This window comes from Runella sp. SP2 (assembly GCF_003711225.1).
Classification (GTDB): domain Bacteria; phylum Bacteroidota; class Bacteroidia; order Cytophagales; family Spirosomataceae; genus Runella.
Genome location: NZ_CP031030.1, coordinates 1965616 through 1983745, shown reverse-complemented (window position 1 = coordinate 1983745; position 18130 = coordinate 1965616). Strand labels below are relative to the sequence as shown.

Genomic DNA, 18130 nt, shown 5'->3' with positions numbered 1-18130 from the left:
AGCGGTTATTTTATGTTTAATTTATTAAGCGCTTCTTGGTAAATCTTTGCGTTTTTGAGGTGATCTTCGTACGTAACCGCAAAGTCGTGGTAGCCAAGCAACTTACCATCAGGGTCGATTTTTACGCAGAAATACAAGTAATCGTGCTGTTCGGCGTTCAAAACGGCGTTGATGGCGTCCGTGCTTGGGATGTTGATTGGTCCTGGTGGCAATCCCAAAACGCGGTACGTATTGTAGGGAGAATTGAGGGCCGAATATTTACTCGTTACCCGCTTAATGCTAAAATCACGCCACGCAAAAATCACCGTAGGGTCAGCCTGTAAAGGCATACTTTGTTTGATACGGTTGAGATACACACCCGCAATGCGCGGCATTTCGTCGGTTCGGTTGGTTTCAGCGTCAACAATCGAAGCCATTACCGATACCTCTGCTTTAGAATACCCTAACGTCTTGGCCTTAGCTATTCGTTCGGGCGTCCAAAACTTGTTATACTCATCGTGCATACGTCCCAAAAACTTATCCACTTTGGTTGTCCAAAATATCTCATACGTATTAGGCAAAAACATGCTTACGATGTTTGTGGTATCAAAACCGTACTTTTGGCATACCTGAGGGTCGTTCAACAATCGGCCTAAAGTATCTGCGCCAAACGCAAATTTTGCTCCAATTCGCTTCACCAAATCCTCCTTAAGTCGAATATTATTGAAGGTCAAGCGAACAGCATCTTGACTGCCATTGCGAAGTTTTTGGATGGCTTCTAAGTTCCCCATTTTACGGGTTAGAACATACCGTCCAGGTTTTACTTTTTTGGGTAAATCTAGCAATTTAGCCAAAAAACGAAACGACATCTGGTCATTTAATACGTCGTTTTTTTTGAGCGAATCGAGCACCGTTTCGTAGGTAGCCCCCGCAGGTATCAACAGGGCAAAGTCTTTGTCTTTCCCTTGTTGAAAGTTGGGCGTTTTGGCCAATTGCCAAAAATAAAAGGAGAATGATGTGATGATTACCGTAACGGTAACAAACAAGCCAATTTGAAAATTACGAGACATGATAATGAGTCAATTTGAACAAATGAACGAGGCTGCCAATAGAATCTACAGTGCAAAAGTACACGTTCACTTTGGTTTTTCTACGAAAACAGTCGCAAGTTTACCGAACAAAACAAGAATTGAGTACCTTTGGAGTTTAACAAAGATTGTCTTATAACATCACAATGGACGCAAAAGAAGAGTTATTACGCATTATTGACCAATTTAATCTAATCTACGAAAGTGAAGGGGCATGGCATGGGCCATCGGTGGTAGAAGTATTGAGCGATGTATCGTGGGAAATGGCTGCCGAAAAAATCATGCCGAATACCCATTGTATCGCCGAACTTCTTTATCACATGACCACCTGGCGCATCTTTGTCATCAAACGATTACAAGGTGACGGTGAGTATGAAGTAACAAAATCACGCGACTGGAAGACGTTCCCGATGTTTGATGAATTTGAATGGGAAGCACTCCAAATGGAACTTAGTTTGAGCCAAGAAGAGCTTATTGCGGAGCTTGAAAAGCGGGAAGATGACGAATTTTTAGAGGAAATCGTACCAGGACGGGAGTACGATTATTATACCATGCTTCACGGAATTTTACAGCATGATTTGTACCACGCGGGCCAAATCTCGATTCTCAAAAAAGCACTTACTTACAAAGGCTTGGGCAAACAAAGCCGTAACGACGAAGACGACTATTACCGCTCAGGTGGTATTACCGACTTCAATGACATGTACTAAGTCGATATGCCTTAGCCAATTATGTATCCAACCCATCATTCACGACATTCTTTGTTGGCTTTGCTGTGTTGGCTGCTATGTAGCAGCGTAGTTGCCCTTGCCCAATCTAAAATTGTCTCGGGTAAATTGGCAGTCAATGACACTCGGCTGTATTATGAAGCGGCGGGAAAAGGCGAAACAGTAGTCTTGATTCATGGATTTGCCCTCGACAACCGACAGTGGGATAGCCAATGGTCAAAATTAAATAAACGATACCGAGTTATTCGATACGACGTGCGTGGGTTTGGACAATCAGCCCGCGCACGCGACCCCCACGACCCCACCGACGACCTCAAGGCATTACTAGATTCATTGGGTATAACGCAAACGCACCTTGTTGGGGCAGGAATGGGCGCTAACATTGCGCTTCATTTTGCGGCTCGTTATCCTCAACGTGTCCTTAAAATCGTTGCTGCTAATACCGAGCTTGATGGTTTTGAGGAATATACCCCCGAATTATCGGCGTCGCTTCACAAAGCCGTTGGCATTATTTCTCAGCAAGGTTGGCACGACGAGCAGCAAGAGTTTTGGCTTCGTTCGCCTTTCACGCGTTTGTACGCGGCCGAAGACCGCGCGGTCATTCGACTGAGTGAAATGACCGCCGACTACCACGGTGACCACCTCATCAATCCCCGTATCAACCCGTACTTTGGCCCCCCTCATACCCTAGAATTACTTCCGCTCATTCAAGCCCAAACCCTTATTTTGACAGGAAGTAAAGAAGAGGAAACGTTTCATCGGATGGCGAAAGTGATGGCCGAGCGTATCCCGAATTCTTCTACCTTTGTCGTTAAAAACTCAGGGCATTTATCCAACCTTGAGAAATCAACCATTTTTACTTCAACACTTCTTCACTTCTTAAAAAATGGAATTAGACAAACGCCGTAGATGGTCTAAAATCGCAGCCATTGGTATGGGCTTTGCTACTCTTGTCAGCATATTGGCTGGCTTTCTGGTAGAATGGAACTTCCCACGTATCTTAATGGTGATTTGCTTTGGCGCAAGTGCCATTTTATATACATATACCAATACAGGCAGTTAAAGGATGAAGAAGATTAACCCAAATTTGAGTAATCAATACAGTTAAACAAATAACCATTTGGTTCTCTCTTTTGGACATGACTGTTTCTATTTCATCTTTTTTTAAACTTGTTTTTGGTATAATTATACCAAAAATAAGCACCACACTTCCATCCTAAAAACAAGATTCGTTCAGCCTTAGTCTTGTTTTTGGAGATAGTCTTAGCTTTTTTCCTTCATATAATATACTATTAGATTACGTTGTGACCTGCCAGTGCCCTGTACGTCAAGTTACTTCACAACCTATTTATATTTACTGTCCAACAATTCCCTCTATGAAATGTAAAAAATTCTATTCTGCACTTTTGTTCAGTCTTTCTGGGTGCTATGTTTTTGCCCAAGACCAATTTGGGGGCCATGTTACAGGTCAGCAATGGCAAGTGCTTTCATCTCCCTCAGCCAACATTATTTTTCCCAAAGGCATCGAACCACAAGCACAGCGCGTAGCCAACGTGGTAAATTTTATTGACCTCAATAATCGTCGTTCCATCGGCGACAAAAAAGGACGCATTAACATTGTCTTGCAAACCCAAACCGTCAACCCCAACGGATACGTAGCCCTTGCCCCGTTTCGTTCTGAATTTTTTTGTACCCCTCCCGCATCCAATCTTCTTTTGGGAAGCCAAAATTGGCTGGATGTTTTGTCTGTTCACGAATACCGCCACGTGCTTCAAACCCTCAATTCGCGACGAGGTGTTACAAAACTGGGTTCGATTCTTCAAGGTCAAGGACTTTGGTCTTTGTTGAGCGCCTTGAGTATCCCAAATTGGTACAGCGAAGGTGATGCCGTTATTTCTGAAACTGCCCTTAGTAAAAACGGGCGTGGAAGAACCAGTTTTTTTACCCTTGAGCAACGTTCATTGGCCAACGTCGGAATAAATTATTCCTACCAAAAAAACCGAAATGGTTCTTTTCGCAGTCTCGTGCCAGACCATTATCGACTTGGCTACTTAATGCTTACCCAAGCTCGTCAATTGAAAGGAAACGACATTACGGCCAAAATCCACGCCGAAGCTGCTCGCTACAAAGGAATTGTGTATCCATTTTCGAGAGCGCTCAAGCGGAACCTGGGCTATAATTCAACCAATTTGTACAAACTTGCTTGGAAAGAAAATAAGCAAGCGTGGCAAGAACGCCTCGATGCTACTACGCTGATTCCGACGCAAGCTGTCATCCAAAAAAACAAGCGAACTGTGACCGATTATCGTTATCCAAGGGCTTGGAAAAATGACATTCTCGTTGCGCGTAAAAGCAGTTACAAACAAACCGACCAACTCGTCCAGCTCGAAAACGGCAATGAAAAAGTACTAACAACCATCGGCTATAACAACGACGACTTCTTTAGCCTGAACGGAAACATCGTCGCCTGGGCTGAATTATCGCGCAACCCTCGTCGCGGCTATCAGGATTTCACCAACATCTATCTGTTTGATTTACAGACTCAACAAAAAAGACAACTTACCCACAAAACCCGCTATTTCTCCCCTGTTGCTTCGCCAGATGGCCGTAAAATAGCGGCAGTGTATGTCTCACCTATGTTAAAAAATGAAATTCACTTGTTAGATGCAGTTTCGGGAAAATTACTAGAAACAATCAATAACCCTGATGATTATTTCTTTTCTCGGCTGGCATGGACTGAAAACGGTGACGCCCTGATTAGCATTGCCAAACACCAAAGTCAATTGGCACTTGCCAAAATTAACGTCAATGAAAAAGGAATTACACTTTTAACGCCTTGGACGCACCATACGATTGAATCGCCAGTAATTTCCAACGATAAAGTCTATTTCAATGCCTCGTTTTCGACCATCGACAACATCTATTGTACTGATTTAGCGGGGAGCAAAAAAATCTCAAAAGTCACCTCCGTTCCCGTAGCTGCTTTTGAGCCAGAAGTAAGCAAAGATGGCAAAACACTTTATTTTACAGAGTTTACCAACATGGGTTATGTCATTTCAAAACAATCACTTGACGCCAGCAACCCTGCCGAATTTGTGGTGAAAGAACCTTTTGAATTGCCCATTTTTAAAGCCTCTAATTTCCCCGAAGAAGGAGGCTCAATTTTTGAAAAACTACCTACTCAAGAATACGGCGTCAAATCTTACCGAGGGCTATTCAAAGGCTTAAAATTGCACAGTTGGAACATTATTCCATCGCCAAGCAATCCGTCTTTAAGCGTCCAATTCGACAATTTCCTTAACGATGTTTCACTAAGTTTTGGGGGAAGTGCCAACTTTAACGAAGCGGGAAGTAATTCGTTTAATGCCTTGCTAAAAATTGCCCGTTTCTACCCTGACCTTACCTTTATGACGGAGTATGGCCAACGCAGCACCGCCGTTTTACAAAACAATCAAGTAGTCAGTCAACAGTTTAATGAATTAGACCTGTCAGCCCAAGTAGGCATTCCTCTCCGCTGGCTCAAAGGCAATTTCTCTACGTCGCTGTTGCCGTATGTCACCATCACGCAGCGAAATTTGACCAATTTTACCATTGATAACGTCGCCAGTAAGCCCGACAACTCGTTTTTGAGCAGTAACGTGGGACTGACCTTTAGTACAGTACGTCGTAGGGCCTATCAAAATGTTGGGCCGAGGCTTGGTTTTGCCCTTCAATTGGCCAGCATTTCTACCCTAAACGGTGACGACAATTCCAAAACCGTTGCTTCTAGTACGGTCTATCTCCCTGGTATTGGTAAAAATCACGCCATTCAGGCTAAAGGGGCTTTCCAGAAAGAACTTTTGAGTAATTCTTACCAATTCTCCGATACATTTGTCTATCCACGCGGCTACAACGCCCCTGCCAACGACCAAGTAACGAGCCTAACGGTCGATTATGGTTTGCCGCTTTTTTACCCCGATGCAGGTTTGTTCGGAATTACATATTTTAAGCGAATAAGGGCCAATCTTTTTTACGATTACGCTATCACCGAACGACTTACAGCAAAAGCCAAAACGACCTACCGTTCAGCTGGAGCGGAACTTATTTTGGACAATACTTTTTTGAATATCTTACCTATCAGCATTGGGCTTCGGAATTCATTTTTGTTGGACAAAGACCCTACCAAACCCAACCAATCTTTCCATTTTGGTATATTCGTATCGACGGGCTTGTAATTTGTTTGAACACTTATCATTGCAAGAATACGGGTGGTTTTGAGAAACCACCCGCACACCATCCCGTGCCTGAGGTTTCTCAAAACCTCAAAAAACAAACGCAACAAGCAATATTTACCAACGCGGGTGGTTTTGAGAAACCACTCGCACACCGCCGTGCCTGAGGTTTCTCAAAACCTCAGAAAACAAACGCAACAAGCAATATTTCTACGACGGGGTGGTTTTGAGAAACCACCCGCACACCGCCGTGCCTGAGGTTTCTCAAAACCTCAAAAAACAAACGCAACAAGCAATATTTACTAACGCGGGTGGTTTTGAGAATCCACCGCACACCGCCGTGCCTGAGGTTTCTCAAAACCTCAAAAAACAAACGCAACAAGCAATATTTCTACGACGGGGTGGTTTTGAGAATCCACCCGCACGGTTAAAGTAAAAAAGGCGTAAATTGCGCCTTTTTGTATTTTATCCATTTCCAATCCACTCAATTTACACCCACAATGTCCAAGATTTACTTCGCGACGTTATCCGTCTTTCTACTTATTCTTTTCAATTTTACCTCTTTTTGGAACCAAAACTCCAACAGTTTAACAAGCGTTACCGTCACACCCGCTGACTCACTTCCCAATGCCAGCAGTTGGCCTGCCGAACTGGCTATTAGTCACTTTGCAGGCGCCGACCTCACTCCTAGTCCAGCTTGTTTGGCCGTAGCACCTACGGGCGAAGTTTACGTTGGCGTGGACATGATTGGTTCATTAGGAAAAAAACCTGGTAACGGTCGTATCGTTCGATTGGTGGACTCCAACAACGACGGCAAAGTAGATTCCCACACCGTATATGCTACTGTTGACAACCCTCGTGGTATTATTTCGATGGGCGATAAAGTTTATGTTTTACATACCGTTTTTTCCAAAGAAACAGGCATCGCCTCGGGCATGGACTTGGTGGTATTTGAAGATAAAAATCACGATGGCGTGGCTGATGGCCCTTCAAGTCCGTTGATTCAACACATTAGTTCCCCTAAATTTTTACAAAGTCGCGGTACTGACCACGCCACCAATGGGATTCGGATGGGGATTGATGGATGGATATACATTGCCGTGGGCGATTTTGGTTTCCACAACGCCACCGACCGAAGTGGCAAAAAAATGACCATGCTTGGTGGTGGCGTAGTGCGCGTTCGTCCTGACGGCACCGAAATTGAGGTTTATACCCACGGCCTTCGTAACATTTATGACGTGGCGATTGACCCTTACATGAATATTTTTGCCCGTGGAAATACCAACGATGGCGGCGGCTGGAACGTACGGTTCAGCAACCAAATCCAGTCTGGCGAATATGGTTATCCTGTTTTGTTCAAGCACTTTACCGACGAAATCATCCCTGCACTCATCGACGTTGGCGGTGGTTCGGGAACGGGTGCTTTATTTATGGACGACGACACTTGGCCTGCCCAGTACAACCAAGTACCAATGATGGCCGACTGGGGTCGCAGCCAATTGTACATTCATCGTGTGACACCCGATGGGCCAAGTTTTACCCAAAAAGAAGAAAGTTTTGTCAAATTAGCCCAAATCACCGACGTGGACGTGGACGCTTCGGGTCGTGCTTACCTTTCAGCTTGGGACGGGGCAGGTTATTCAGGAAATCCAAAAAAAGGATTTGTCGTAAGAGCTACTCCGAAACAATGGACGTATAAATCGTTCAAAAACCCGCAAGAGTTATCGAACTCTAAATTAATTGACCTTCTTAAATCTGGAAGTGGGGTCGCTCGTCTAGCCGCTCAGCAAGAGCTTCTCACTCGCCCCGCCGACAAGATTGTAAAACCTGTTTGGGCGTTGGTAACCAATGCTAAACTTCCATTGGTTGTACGCATTGCTGCCATGTACACGTATGCTCAAGCCGCTGGTGTGAATGCCAATGACAATTTAGCCAAATTGATTTCAGATGCAGCCATGCGTGAGTATGCGCTTCGGGCTTTGGCCGACCGTAAAATTTACAATTCAAACGTTCCAAGTGAAGCTTTCCTTCAAGCACTTAACGATGCCTCACCACGCGTTCGATTAGCAGCAACCGTAGGTCTTGGACGTCTTGGAAAAACGGAAGCAGCCCAATCGCTCCTTAAAACACCAGTCCCAGCAAGTTTTGCTCCACCAGCAATGGGAACAGAAGGGCCACATGCTACCCCTAATTCAGCGATAATTTTGCCTCACGTGGCGGTGCGTTCGTTGGTGGCACTCAATGCTGTCAATGCGTGTGTAAAGGCTATTGGAACCGAAAACTCAACCCTCGCGCTTTGGGCACTTCGCTACATGCACGACCCCAAAGCAGTTTCGGGATTAATCAATGCCTACCAAAAATCAAACGACGCTGCCCTTAAAAAACAAATCATCGTTACCCTTTCACGTTTGTACAAAAAAGAAGCCGATTACGACGGTTCGTGGTGGTGGAGCACCCGCCCCGACACGCACGGCCCTTATTATAAAGGTATTACGTGGGAAGCCTCGTCGAGCATTAAGGATTTCTTGATGGAAGAATCGAAAAAGCTAAACGACAAACCCTTCTTTGTGGAACTCAACAGCCGTCATCGCATGGAAATACCAGAGTTTGGGGTTGAAGAAGTAGCCGCGGTGAAGGAAGAGGTAAAGATTGATTTAGACAAAATCCGTAATAAAAAAGGGCAAATAGGTGAAGCTTCGATTGAAGACGTGATGCTTGCCATGGCCAAAATCCAGGGAGATGTGGCGTTGGGTAAAACACTATTTACGCAGCAAGGTTGCATCGCTTGCCACAGCTTGTCAAAAACTGAACCCATGAAAGGGCCGTTTATGGGGCAAATTGGGTCGATTATGAACCGTGAACAAATTGCAGAGTCAATCTTAAAGCCAAATGCCTCGATTTCCCAAGGTTTTGCATCGGTGACTATCACAGCTAAACGTAACAAAGTTTACTCTGGTTTTATCACTGAAGAGTCGTCGGCTCGCGTCGTTTTGAGAGACATTGCAGGACAAGTTTATACCATTAAAACCGCTGACATCGTTAGTCGCAAAGAAATGGAAACTTCAATGATGCCTTCGGGCTTGGTCAATGCCCTTTCGTACGAGGAATTTGCCTCATTGTTAACCTTTTTATCACAACAAAAGTAACCTAGCTTTCCAGCTACTTTATCTATGAAATACGCAGTAATTGTCTTTTTAAGCCTTTGTGTTACGTCTGTTTTTGGACAAAAAAAGACGGATAAACAAGAATGGCAGCAACTTTTCAACGGTAAAAACCTTGACGGTTGGGATATTAAAATCCGTGGGAACGACCTCAATGATAACTTTGGACAAACGTTTCGGGTAGAGGATGGAAAAATGGTCGTTCGCTATGACCAATATGATGATTTTAAACGCAAATACGGTCATATTTTCTACAAAGGCGATTTTTCATACTACCGCATTGCGGTTGAATATCGTTTTGTGGGCGAGCAAGCTCCCAAAGGTGAGGGCTGGGCGTGGCGTAACAGCGGCATCATGGTACACGGCCAAACGGCCGCTTCAATGGGTAAAGACCAAGATTTTCCTGCGTCTATCGAAGTTCAATTACTTGGTGGTGACGGCAAAAAACGAACTACCTGCAACTTGTGCACCCCTGGAACAAACGTCGTGATGGATGGAAAATTAATCACCCAACACTGCATCAATTCTACCTCGCAAACCTACAACGGAGACCAATGGGTGCTGGCTGAAGTGTTAGTTTTGGGCGACTCGCTCATTCAGCATTTTGCTAACGGCGAAAAAGTGTTGGAATACAATAAACCTCAGTGGGGAGGCGGCAACGTGAGCGGACATGACCCCAATCTGTTTGTTAATGGAAAACTCCTCGACCACGGCTCTATCTCGCTTCAAAGTGAAAGTCACCCTGTGGAATTTAGAAAAGTTGAATTGTTGAACTTGAAAGGCTGCATGGACCCTAAAGCCCTCAATTTCAAGTCATACTACGTTAAAGAAGACAATTCAACTTGCCAATATGGGAAGAAGAAGAAGAGATAATTTTTGTGGAAGGGGTTGCTCACAACCCCTTCCACAAAGACTCGGGTTTTGAGAAACCCTTTGCACGAGTAAGAAAACCTCCACAGAGTATCGGTTATTTCCGAAGCAACATAGCTCCGTACGAATATCCACCTCCAAAAACAGTAATAACAATATGGTCTCCTGGTTGAAAACGGCTCCAATGTTCAGACAAACCAATGGCGCAACCTGCACAGCCCGTATTTCCGAGGTATTGAATATTCGAGATTAGTTTTTCTTCGGGCAAGCCAAGTGTATTCATTACATTCATACTAATGCGCAAATTAGCTTGGTGTGGCAAAACATAAGACACATCTTCCACCGTTAGGCCACATTTTTCAAGTACCGTTAAACTAGCCTTTGGCATATAGGTACAAGCATTAATAAACACATCTCGTCCAAAAGGCATAATCACTCCACGCTCGTTAGGGCGCAATACCACGGCTTCGGTGGCTTTCCCGCTGGTAGCAGCACCACCTGTCACCAAAGATCTCATTTCCATATCCCCATCACTTACACGCTCTTTTGTAAAGAGTAAAGCCGCGGCTCCATCGCCCCACAAATGCCCTGATACGGTATCGGTTTCGTTGTAGTAGCCTGTGTTATGCTCTGAAGTAATCACCAACGCTTTTGACGCTTTATTCATCGCAAAATATCCCTCCACCACTTCTACGGCATTCAATAATGAAGAACAAGCCGAGGAAATCGTCACTACAGGAATATCCGCTACTTCGATAAAATGCTGCACGGCATGACCAAGTGTAACAATGGTATCATAAGCAGTATATGTAGCACCTACGATTAAATCAATTTCTGATATATCAATTTGAATTTTATCCAATAATGACTTTACGGCTTCGACCCCCATGCTGTGGGAGTTTTCGGCCGAGGCGGCCTTACGTCGGAGCTGAATGCCCGTACGCTGCACTATCCACTCATCAGACAGCCCATTGAGTTTAGTAAAATGTTCGTTATCAACTACTTGTTCTGGCAAGTAGTGAGCCACTTGGTGAAGAAACATACAAGGGTTGGTTTATACCTAACTATTTATGGCCGAAAGTTAAACATTTCGTAGAAAACGTGGTACAAAATATTAAAATCTTACAAGAAAGTCGTTAATAAATCCTAACAATTTTCTTTTGGAGATTCAATACTTACTTATTTTAAACAAACTTAGGCCAATACATTCAACCCAAAAACCACAGAAAAGTTCGATAGCTACATAATAATTCCGAAAAACTGGGGGACAACGTCTTCATATAGCCAGCCATTCAACCTACCCAAAACCAACTTTTTTTCCCCCGAAAAATAAAATCTCTGTCCTAAATGACGCTCGGTTATGGAAAGTGCCGTATTTTTGCCAAATTCCAATGACTGTTGATTTATCGCAAATGCCTCAAACCAAATTATTACTCGTAGTACCCTGCTATAACGAAGAAGAAATTCTTGCTAAAACACATCGTACGCTTCAGCAGTACCGTACTCGGTTGGTTCAAGAAGGTAAAATTGCCCCTGAAAGTAAAATTTGTTACGTCAACGATGGAAGCCGTGACCGTACTTGGCAACTTATCGACGACATTTGTAAGGCAGACACTCACGCCATTGGGATTAAACTTTCCCGAAATTTTGGCCATCAAAGTGCTATATTAGCTGGTTTGATGCACCATATTCAGGATTTCGATTGCTTTGTCACAATCGATGCCGACTTACAAGATGATGTAGAGGCCATTGGTCAGATGCTCGACCAACACCACGACGGGGCTATGGTGGTTTATGGCGTGCGTGACGACAGAAGTTCTGATACGTGGTTTAAGCGTACCACCGCCGAAGGGTTCTATAAAGTCATGCGTTGGATGGGTGTGCCTGTGGTATTCAACCACGCTGATTTCCGCCTTATGGATCGCCGTATATTGGAGGAGTTTTCCCATTTTAAGGAAGTTAATTTATTTTTAAGGGGTATTATTCCACTCATTGGTTTCCGTTCGGAAAAAGTTTTTTATAAACGTTTTGAACGTGAGGCAGGCGAAACCAAATACCCGCTCAAAAAAATGCTCCTTTTTGCCTGGAATGGCGTCACCTCTTTCAGCACTTTTCCAATGCGATTGGTGCTCTATTTTGGCGTATTCAATTTCCTAATTGCAATGGGCATTGGGGTTTATATTGGCGTCTCGTATCTTTTTGGAAGTACCGTAGCAGGTTGGACGTCGATTGTACTCCCGATGACTTTTTTTAGTGGTGCCAACATGATTGCCCTTGGGCTGATTGGGGAATACGTCGGAAAGATTTACGAAGAAGTCAAAGGAAGGCCAAGATACATCATTGAAAAAGTAACAACTGACGCTACTCATTAAATTCGTTCGCTATCGTCATAAAACAGCAGCATTCAATGCTAAAAAAACTACAACAACCTCTTTTTCAAGACCTCTTCAATGTCGGGCTACTTGCTGTGGCAATCCTCCCCTTATTGGCGTTGTCTATTTATAATCACCCCTCTCCCGTCGATGATTATTGCTATATAGATACGGTCTTTAAGTATGGTTATTTTGAAGCCATGAACTTTTATTACACAGGTTGGACGGGCAGATACTTTGGTATCCTTCTTAATCACTCTAATCCGTTGGTGGTCAAATGGGCGGGAGGTTTTAAGTTACTTTCTTTTTTGCTTGTGTTGGGACTTACAGGTAGTTTATTTGCGCTTTGCAAAGAGTTGTTTGCCAAATGGAATCGTTGGGGTATTTTAGGCATTACGGGTGGTATTATGTTGCTCTTTATCCTCAAAATCATGAGTATTGTTGAGGCTTTTTACTGGATGGCGGCTTTTGTCACTTATACCGTTCCTAACATTCTTACTTTGTATTGGCTTACGGTAATGATACGTATGTACCAACAGCCCAATGGGATGCGCCAAAAACTCACTGCCATTTTTGCTGGATTCTTGGTATTTGCAGTCATTGGTTGTAGCGAAACTAACCTCACCATTATGGTGCTTTTAGTAGCAGGTTGGTTTGGGTATCAACTTGTGATTCATCGCAAATGGGATAATTTGGCATTTTTTATGGTCATCGTCGCTGTGTTTTCGTGCTATATTTTCTTTACCTCCCCTGGCAACGTCCTCCGCATGAATGGTAACCCTGAAGGGCGAAATTTTACCCTTTCGACGATTCAGTCACTCAAAAAATTGGCACAACTTAGCATCGATTGGGTTTTCAGAACCCCACTTTTAGTATTTTCCATTCTTTGGATTGCGGTTTTACCTCGCCTTTTTGACAAATATACCACCGCTATTCCTTACTTCAGGGTACCTATTTGGGTTATTTTACTCACTTATTTCGGCATTTTGTTTGTGCAAATTTTTCCTTCTTACTACGGTATTGGAATTGAACCTGCCCCTCGCGTCATCAACTCAGTTTATTTTTACTTTTTGTTAGGCTGGTTTTATACACTTTCTGTTATCTTGTATTGGCTCTACAACAACCAAATTTTAGGCGCGCAACATTGGTATTTACCGCCTTCTATCAAAGCCGTTTTGGCACTCCTTATTTTAGTAAGTACGCTCTTTAGCAGCAACTTACGAATGGTATATGGCGACTGGCTACGAGGACGTGCTGCTGCTTATGACCAAGAATTAAAAGCCCGCTACGCTTATATTGAAAGCACCCCTGGGGATACTGTTTATGTTGCTCCCTTAAAATCAAAGCCTCAATCAATTTATTTGGACGACGCCAATCCCGACCCTAAACACTGGTGGAGCAAGTGCATGGGAGGGTATTTTGGTAAAAAAGCAGTTGTACTTAAAGCCACTCCCTGATGCGTAAAGTTCTTTTTGGTCTTCTTGCGGCCTTACCCATTGGCTTATTTGTGGTTACACTGGCCCAGTTTTCCGTCAATGTGCCTTGGTTCGACGACTTCGACCCCTTTCCTGACTTTTTGCGTAAATGGGTAAATAGCACCGACCTATCAACCCAACTAGAGCTCATTTTTCAGCCAAACAATGAGCACCGAATGATCTTTGGTAAGCTGGGAGCATTGGTTTATTATTGGCTTTTTGGTGAACTCAATTTCACTTTTCTGCACTGGTTAGGATTTGGTTTTACGCTAGGGACATTGGCTATTTTTATTGCGGTTTTTCGGCAACAAAAAATTGAGTGGGAATACCTTATTCCGCTTCTTTTCTTTTTGTTTCAGTTGCAATACCACATGACTAGCCTGTGGGCCATCACGGCGCTCCAACATTTACCCGTCATTTTCTTTGTGAGTCTCACCTGTTATCTTTTGAGTAAAAAACAGTTTGGATGGGCAGTATTAACGGGGTTTTGTGCCAATTTTGCCATGAGCAACGGCATTTTTGTGTGGCCAGCGGGTATAATCATTTTGTTTCTTCAAGGCCGTTATAAACTGCTCCTAACGTGGTTAGTAGCAGGCGTAGTTGCGGTTTTTTTGTATTTTAGAGGAATGCAAACCTTGAACAACGAGTCAAGTTTTGGCTATTTTCTACAGCACCCTCACCAGACTTTTTTTGGATTTTTTACTTTTATCGGGGGCTTGTTCGATTTCTTCCCCGACCGCAGTACAATTGAACGGTCTGTCTTGCCAACGATAGGCGGGATGGGCATGATAGCAATACTCTTAGTTGCCTTAGTAAAGGTGTGGAAATTGTTCCGAGAACGTACTTTAGCCCATCAAGAGACGCTGCTGTTTCTGTTGGGCGTCAGTACCTATTTGTTGGCCAATGCCAGTATTATTGCTTTTCTGCGGCCTCGATTCGGATATTTTGTCATGATTGTCAGCAATTACAAAATCTATCCTGCATTGTTTTTGATGGTCATTTATGGATTCTATCTTGTATTGAACCGCCAACAAACCAAGAAAACCCACTTCAAGGTGGCTTTAGTGGTAGGAATTGGCATTTGGGGGTTGAGTTTGTTGCATTATTGGCCCACCATCAACGAACGCCGTAAAACGCTATTAGCTGGGGCATTTAACCAAGAGCACAACGGTTTTGGCTTAGGATTCACGCCTAATACTCCTGCTGCTCAGTACATTGATTCATTGATGAAATTCAACGTTCAACGGGAAATATACCACTACCCTACTACCCTTATTCCTGTCGTCCAATCACTCCAAAAGCCAATCAATTTCCCGATTCAGCCACAGCTTGAATATCAAGCAGAGGGCTTGTTGATTCGGGAAGAAACCTACTCTTTTACTCCCGAAATGAATGGAGCGTTGTACGTTTCGTTGCAATCTAACCGTCGGCAGTATTTATTTAAACTTGAACCTACACTTTATACAGGCCGTAATTGGCTCAAACGCTACGCCACAGGCACTACACTGCTAATTCCTTATGCCGCTGTTGAGCCTGGAACGTACCAAATGCAGTTTGTACTTGTCAGAGATGACAAGCCACAATCAACTCACTATCAACCCATTGAATGGAAAAAAAAGGCATGAATACACCCCAAATATCCATCGTAGCTCCACTCTACAACGAGTCGGAATCATTTCCTCACTTGGTAGAGCGCCTTACCAAACTCATGGACAGCCTCTCGCTTCGGATTGAGGTGGTGTTGGTCGATGATGGCAGTCGCGACAATACGGCTCTTCAAATGCGCCAAGTTGCCTTGACCGACAGTCGTTTTCATTGTGTGTTTTTATCTCGAAACCACGGACACCAGCTTGCCCTTACGGCGGGTTTGGCGGCAGCCCGAGGAACAGAAGCGCTATTTATTATTGATGGGGACTTACAAGACCCACCTGAGCTGTTACCCGATTTTTACCAAAAAATGCAAGAAGGGTACGATGTGGTCTATGCTGTTCGTCGCAAGCGTAAAGAAAATATCATTAAGCGAACAGGCTACTTCCTATTTTATCGGTTGCTAAAATCAATCTCGTACGTGGATATTCCCCTCGACAGTGGCGATTTTGCCATGATAAGTCGGCGCGTGGCAGATGTGTTAAACCAAATGCCCGAAGAAAGCCGTTTCCTACGCGGAATGCGGTCTTGGATTGGTTTTAAACAAACTGGATACGAATACGAGCGAAGCGAACGGGTAGCAGGCGAATCGAAATATACTTTTAAGCAACTTTTCCGTTTGGCGTATAATGGTATTTTCAACTTCAGCGAATTCCCTATTTCGTTTATGACACGCGCAGGGGGTGTTTCTATTGGTATAGCATTGGTCTATTTTATCGTTGTGCTTGCTAAAAAACTCTTCTACGCCGATGTCATCGAAGGTTTCACTGCTTTGCTTTTTGTCATCATTTTATTCAGTGGCGTTCAGCTTATGGCTTTGGGAATCATTGGCGAATACGTATTGCGTATTTTCTTCCAATCCAAAGGTCGCCCGTTGTTTATTGTGAAAGAAACAATTGTTGATGGAAAATTAAACGAACCGAAAAACAAATTAACTAATGAGACAAGGTAATGTCATACTCCGCTTGTCAGTTTAGTATTTTAACTATTTCGGCCCAACATTTTCGGTTTTAATCAAGCCATGCTTTTCAATTCGGTCCAATTTCTGCTTTTTTTTATTGTTGTTACGCTTGCCTATTATAGCCTGCGCGGAAACCTGCGTTGGCTGTTGTTGCTGCTTGCGAGCTGTTATTTTTATTTGGTTTTCAAACCGATTTATATTTTAATTCTGTTTGCTACCATTGTTATCGACTACTTTGCAGGAATTTGGATTGCATCCGCCGAAGGGACTAAACGCAAATGGCTTTTGGTCATCAGTATTTTTACAAACGTCGGAATTTTAGCCGTTTTTAAGTATTTCGATTTTTTTGCCGAAAGTTTCAACGCCGTCTCGTGGAAAGTAGGCTTGGAATGGAGCTTACCCATCCTAAAACACCTAAACCCCGACCTCGTTCTACCCATTGGCTTGTCGTTTCATACGTTTCAGGCCATGAGCTATACCATTGAGGTATATCGTGGAAATCAGCAGGCAGAACGGCATTTTGGGATTTATGCGTTGTATGTGATGTTTTATCCGCAACTGGTTGCTGGCCCCATCGAACGCCCGCAAAACGTGCTGCATCAATTTCACGAAAACCATGCGTACGATTGGGAAAACATCAAAGCAGGCCTGACGCGAATGGCTTTTGGTTTGTTCAAAAAGGCCGTTATTGCCGACCGCCTGGCCTTGATGGCTGGCCCAGCTTACCTAGACCCACAGCATCACAACGGGCTTACGTTGTTGGTGGCGACCTTCTTTTATACCTTCCGAATTTATTGCGATTTTTCAGGCTATTCAGATATTGCTTTGGGAGCGGCTCAGGTCATGGGTTTCAACCTCATGGAAAACTTCCGCACTCCTTATTTCTCAAAATCCATTGCTGAATTTTGGGGACGCTGGCACATTTCGCTATCGACTTGGTTTCGAGACTACTTATACATACCACTCGGCGGAAATCGCGTAGGCGAAGGCAGGGCTTACCTCAACCGCTTCATCGTTTTTCTCGCAAGCGGGCTTTGGCACGGTGCTAGTTGGAATTTTATCATTTGGGGAGGATTACACGGAAGCTATTTGGTTGCCGCTTCTATTCGCGACAAATACTTAAAACGGTGGAATATTACACTGCCCAAAGCAACTTGGTACCTTTACCTCCAAACCGCTATTACTTTTTTACTTGTGATGCTGACGTGGGTATTTTTTGCCGTAGGAGACAACCCCAAACTCACCGTTGGCGAAGAGGTTCGCCATTCTTTTATTATTCTAAAGAAAATGACGCAACTTTCTTTCCGTGAACCCCTTCAAGCAGCGCTTAACAATGTTGAAATGTGGTTTTCGGTAGGACTTATTCTTCTTTTGCTCATTAAAGAACACTACGTTTTACACATTCCGACCCGCAAAAACGTTGTTTTCTGGACGGTCTTTGTTACGGTATCCGTCTTAACCTACTTCTTTGGCGTTTTCGACTCCAATCAGTTTATCTATTTTCAGTTTTAGGAAACTACCGTGAGTCAGGTTGCTCACATCCCGTGTGTCAGGTTGCTCACAACCTGACGGTAAGGAGCAAGTCAGGTTTTGAGAAACCTGACACACGAAACTTCGGTTTTGAGAAACCGAAGGCAC

14 protein-coding genes are annotated in these 18130 nt (G+C 43.8%); 12 read left to right on the top strand and 2 right to left on the bottom strand.

Going from position 1 to position 18130, the window contains the following annotated elements; genetic code table 11:
• Window positions 1-5 precede the first annotated feature (5 nt).
• Window positions 6-1049, bottom strand: a complete 1044-nt coding sequence (mltG, locus tag DTQ70_RS08370) for an endolytic transglycosylase MltG (protein WP_122930393.1) — start codon at window positions 1047-1049, stop codon at window positions 6-8.
• A gap of 164 nt (window positions 1050-1213) precedes the next feature.
• Here mltG and DTQ70_RS08365 point away from each other — a divergent pair, with 164 nt between their 5' ends.
• The 7 genes from DTQ70_RS08365 (at window position 1214) to DTQ70_RS08345 (ending at window position 10040) form a co-directional block, all read left to right on the top strand.
• Window positions 1214-1777: a DinB family protein gene (locus DTQ70_RS08365; RefSeq protein WP_028523170.1), complete on the top strand. Its 564-nt coding sequence runs from the start codon at window positions 1214-1216 to the stop codon at window positions 1775-1777.
• Between the two features lie 21 nt (window positions 1778-1798).
• Complete coding sequence (locus tag DTQ70_RS08360; protein WP_122930392.1) at window positions 1799-2704, top strand: alpha/beta fold hydrolase; 906 nt, start codon at window positions 1799-1801, stop codon at window positions 2702-2704.
• Window positions 2682-2858 carry a hypothetical protein gene (locus tag DTQ70_RS30640; protein WP_164489925.1) on the top strand — a complete coding sequence of 59 codons (177 nt, stop codon included), beginning with the start codon at window positions 2682-2684 and terminating at the stop codon, window positions 2856-2858. The genes DTQ70_RS08360 and DTQ70_RS30640 overlap by 23 nt, the downstream gene beginning before the upstream one ends.
• Before the next feature lie 313 nt (window positions 2859-3171).
• Complete coding sequence (locus tag DTQ70_RS08355; RefSeq protein WP_122930391.1) at window positions 3172-6009, top strand: hypothetical protein; 2838 nt, start codon at window positions 3172-3174, stop codon at window positions 6007-6009.
• 247 nt (window positions 6010-6256) lie between these two features.
• The gene (locus DTQ70_RS30635; RefSeq protein ID WP_164489924.1) at window positions 6257-6442 is read left to right on the top strand and encodes a hypothetical protein; all 186 of its coding nucleotides are present in this window, start codon (window positions 6257-6259) and stop codon (window positions 6440-6442) included.
• A 64-nt stretch (window positions 6443-6506) separates the two neighbouring features.
• Window positions 6507-9152, top strand: a complete 2646-nt coding sequence (locus DTQ70_RS08350; RefSeq protein WP_122930390.1) for a c-type cytochrome — start codon at window positions 6507-6509, stop codon at window positions 9150-9152.
• A gap of 24 nt (window positions 9153-9176) precedes the next feature.
• On the top strand, window positions 9177-10040 hold the full coding sequence (locus DTQ70_RS08345) for a DUF1080 domain-containing protein (protein WP_122930389.1): 864 nt from the start codon (window positions 9177-9179) through the stop codon (window positions 10038-10040).
• Window positions 10041-10134: 94 nt separating this feature from the next.
• Here the strand turns inward: DTQ70_RS08345 and DTQ70_RS08340 are convergent, their stop codons facing one another.
• Window positions 10135-11079, bottom strand: a complete 945-nt coding sequence (locus tag DTQ70_RS08340) for a 3-oxoacyl-ACP synthase III family protein (RefSeq protein WP_122930388.1) — start codon at window positions 11077-11079, stop codon at window positions 10135-10137.
• 349 nt (window positions 11080-11428) lie between these two features.
• Here DTQ70_RS08340 and DTQ70_RS08335 point away from each other — a divergent pair, with 349 nt between their 5' ends.
• The 5 genes from DTQ70_RS08335 (at window position 11429) to DTQ70_RS08315 (ending at window position 18004) form a co-directional block, all read left to right on the top strand.
• A complete protein-coding gene (locus DTQ70_RS08335) occupies window positions 11429-12409 on the top strand; it encodes a glycosyltransferase family 2 protein (protein WP_229600094.1) in 981 nt (326 codons plus the stop codon).
• 35 nt (window positions 12410-12444) lie between these two features.
• Window positions 12445-13866, top strand: a complete 1422-nt coding sequence (locus DTQ70_RS08330; protein ID WP_122930387.1) for a DUF6056 family protein — start codon at window positions 12445-12447, stop codon at window positions 13864-13866.
• Window positions 13866-15509: a hypothetical protein gene (locus tag DTQ70_RS08325; protein WP_122930386.1), complete on the top strand. Its 1644-nt coding sequence runs from the start codon at window positions 13866-13868 to the stop codon at window positions 15507-15509. Before DTQ70_RS08330 ends, DTQ70_RS08325 begins: the two co-directional genes overlap by 1 nt.
• Window positions 15506-16483, top strand: a complete 978-nt coding sequence (locus DTQ70_RS08320; protein ID WP_122930385.1) for a glycosyltransferase family 2 protein — start codon at window positions 15506-15508, stop codon at window positions 16481-16483. Before DTQ70_RS08325 ends, DTQ70_RS08320 begins: the two co-directional genes overlap by 4 nt.
• A gap of 69 nt (window positions 16484-16552) precedes the next feature.
• Window positions 16553-18004, top strand: a complete 1452-nt coding sequence (locus DTQ70_RS08315; RefSeq protein ID WP_122930384.1) for an MBOAT family protein — start codon at window positions 16553-16555, stop codon at window positions 18002-18004.
• Window positions 18005-18130: the final 126 nt, after the last annotated feature.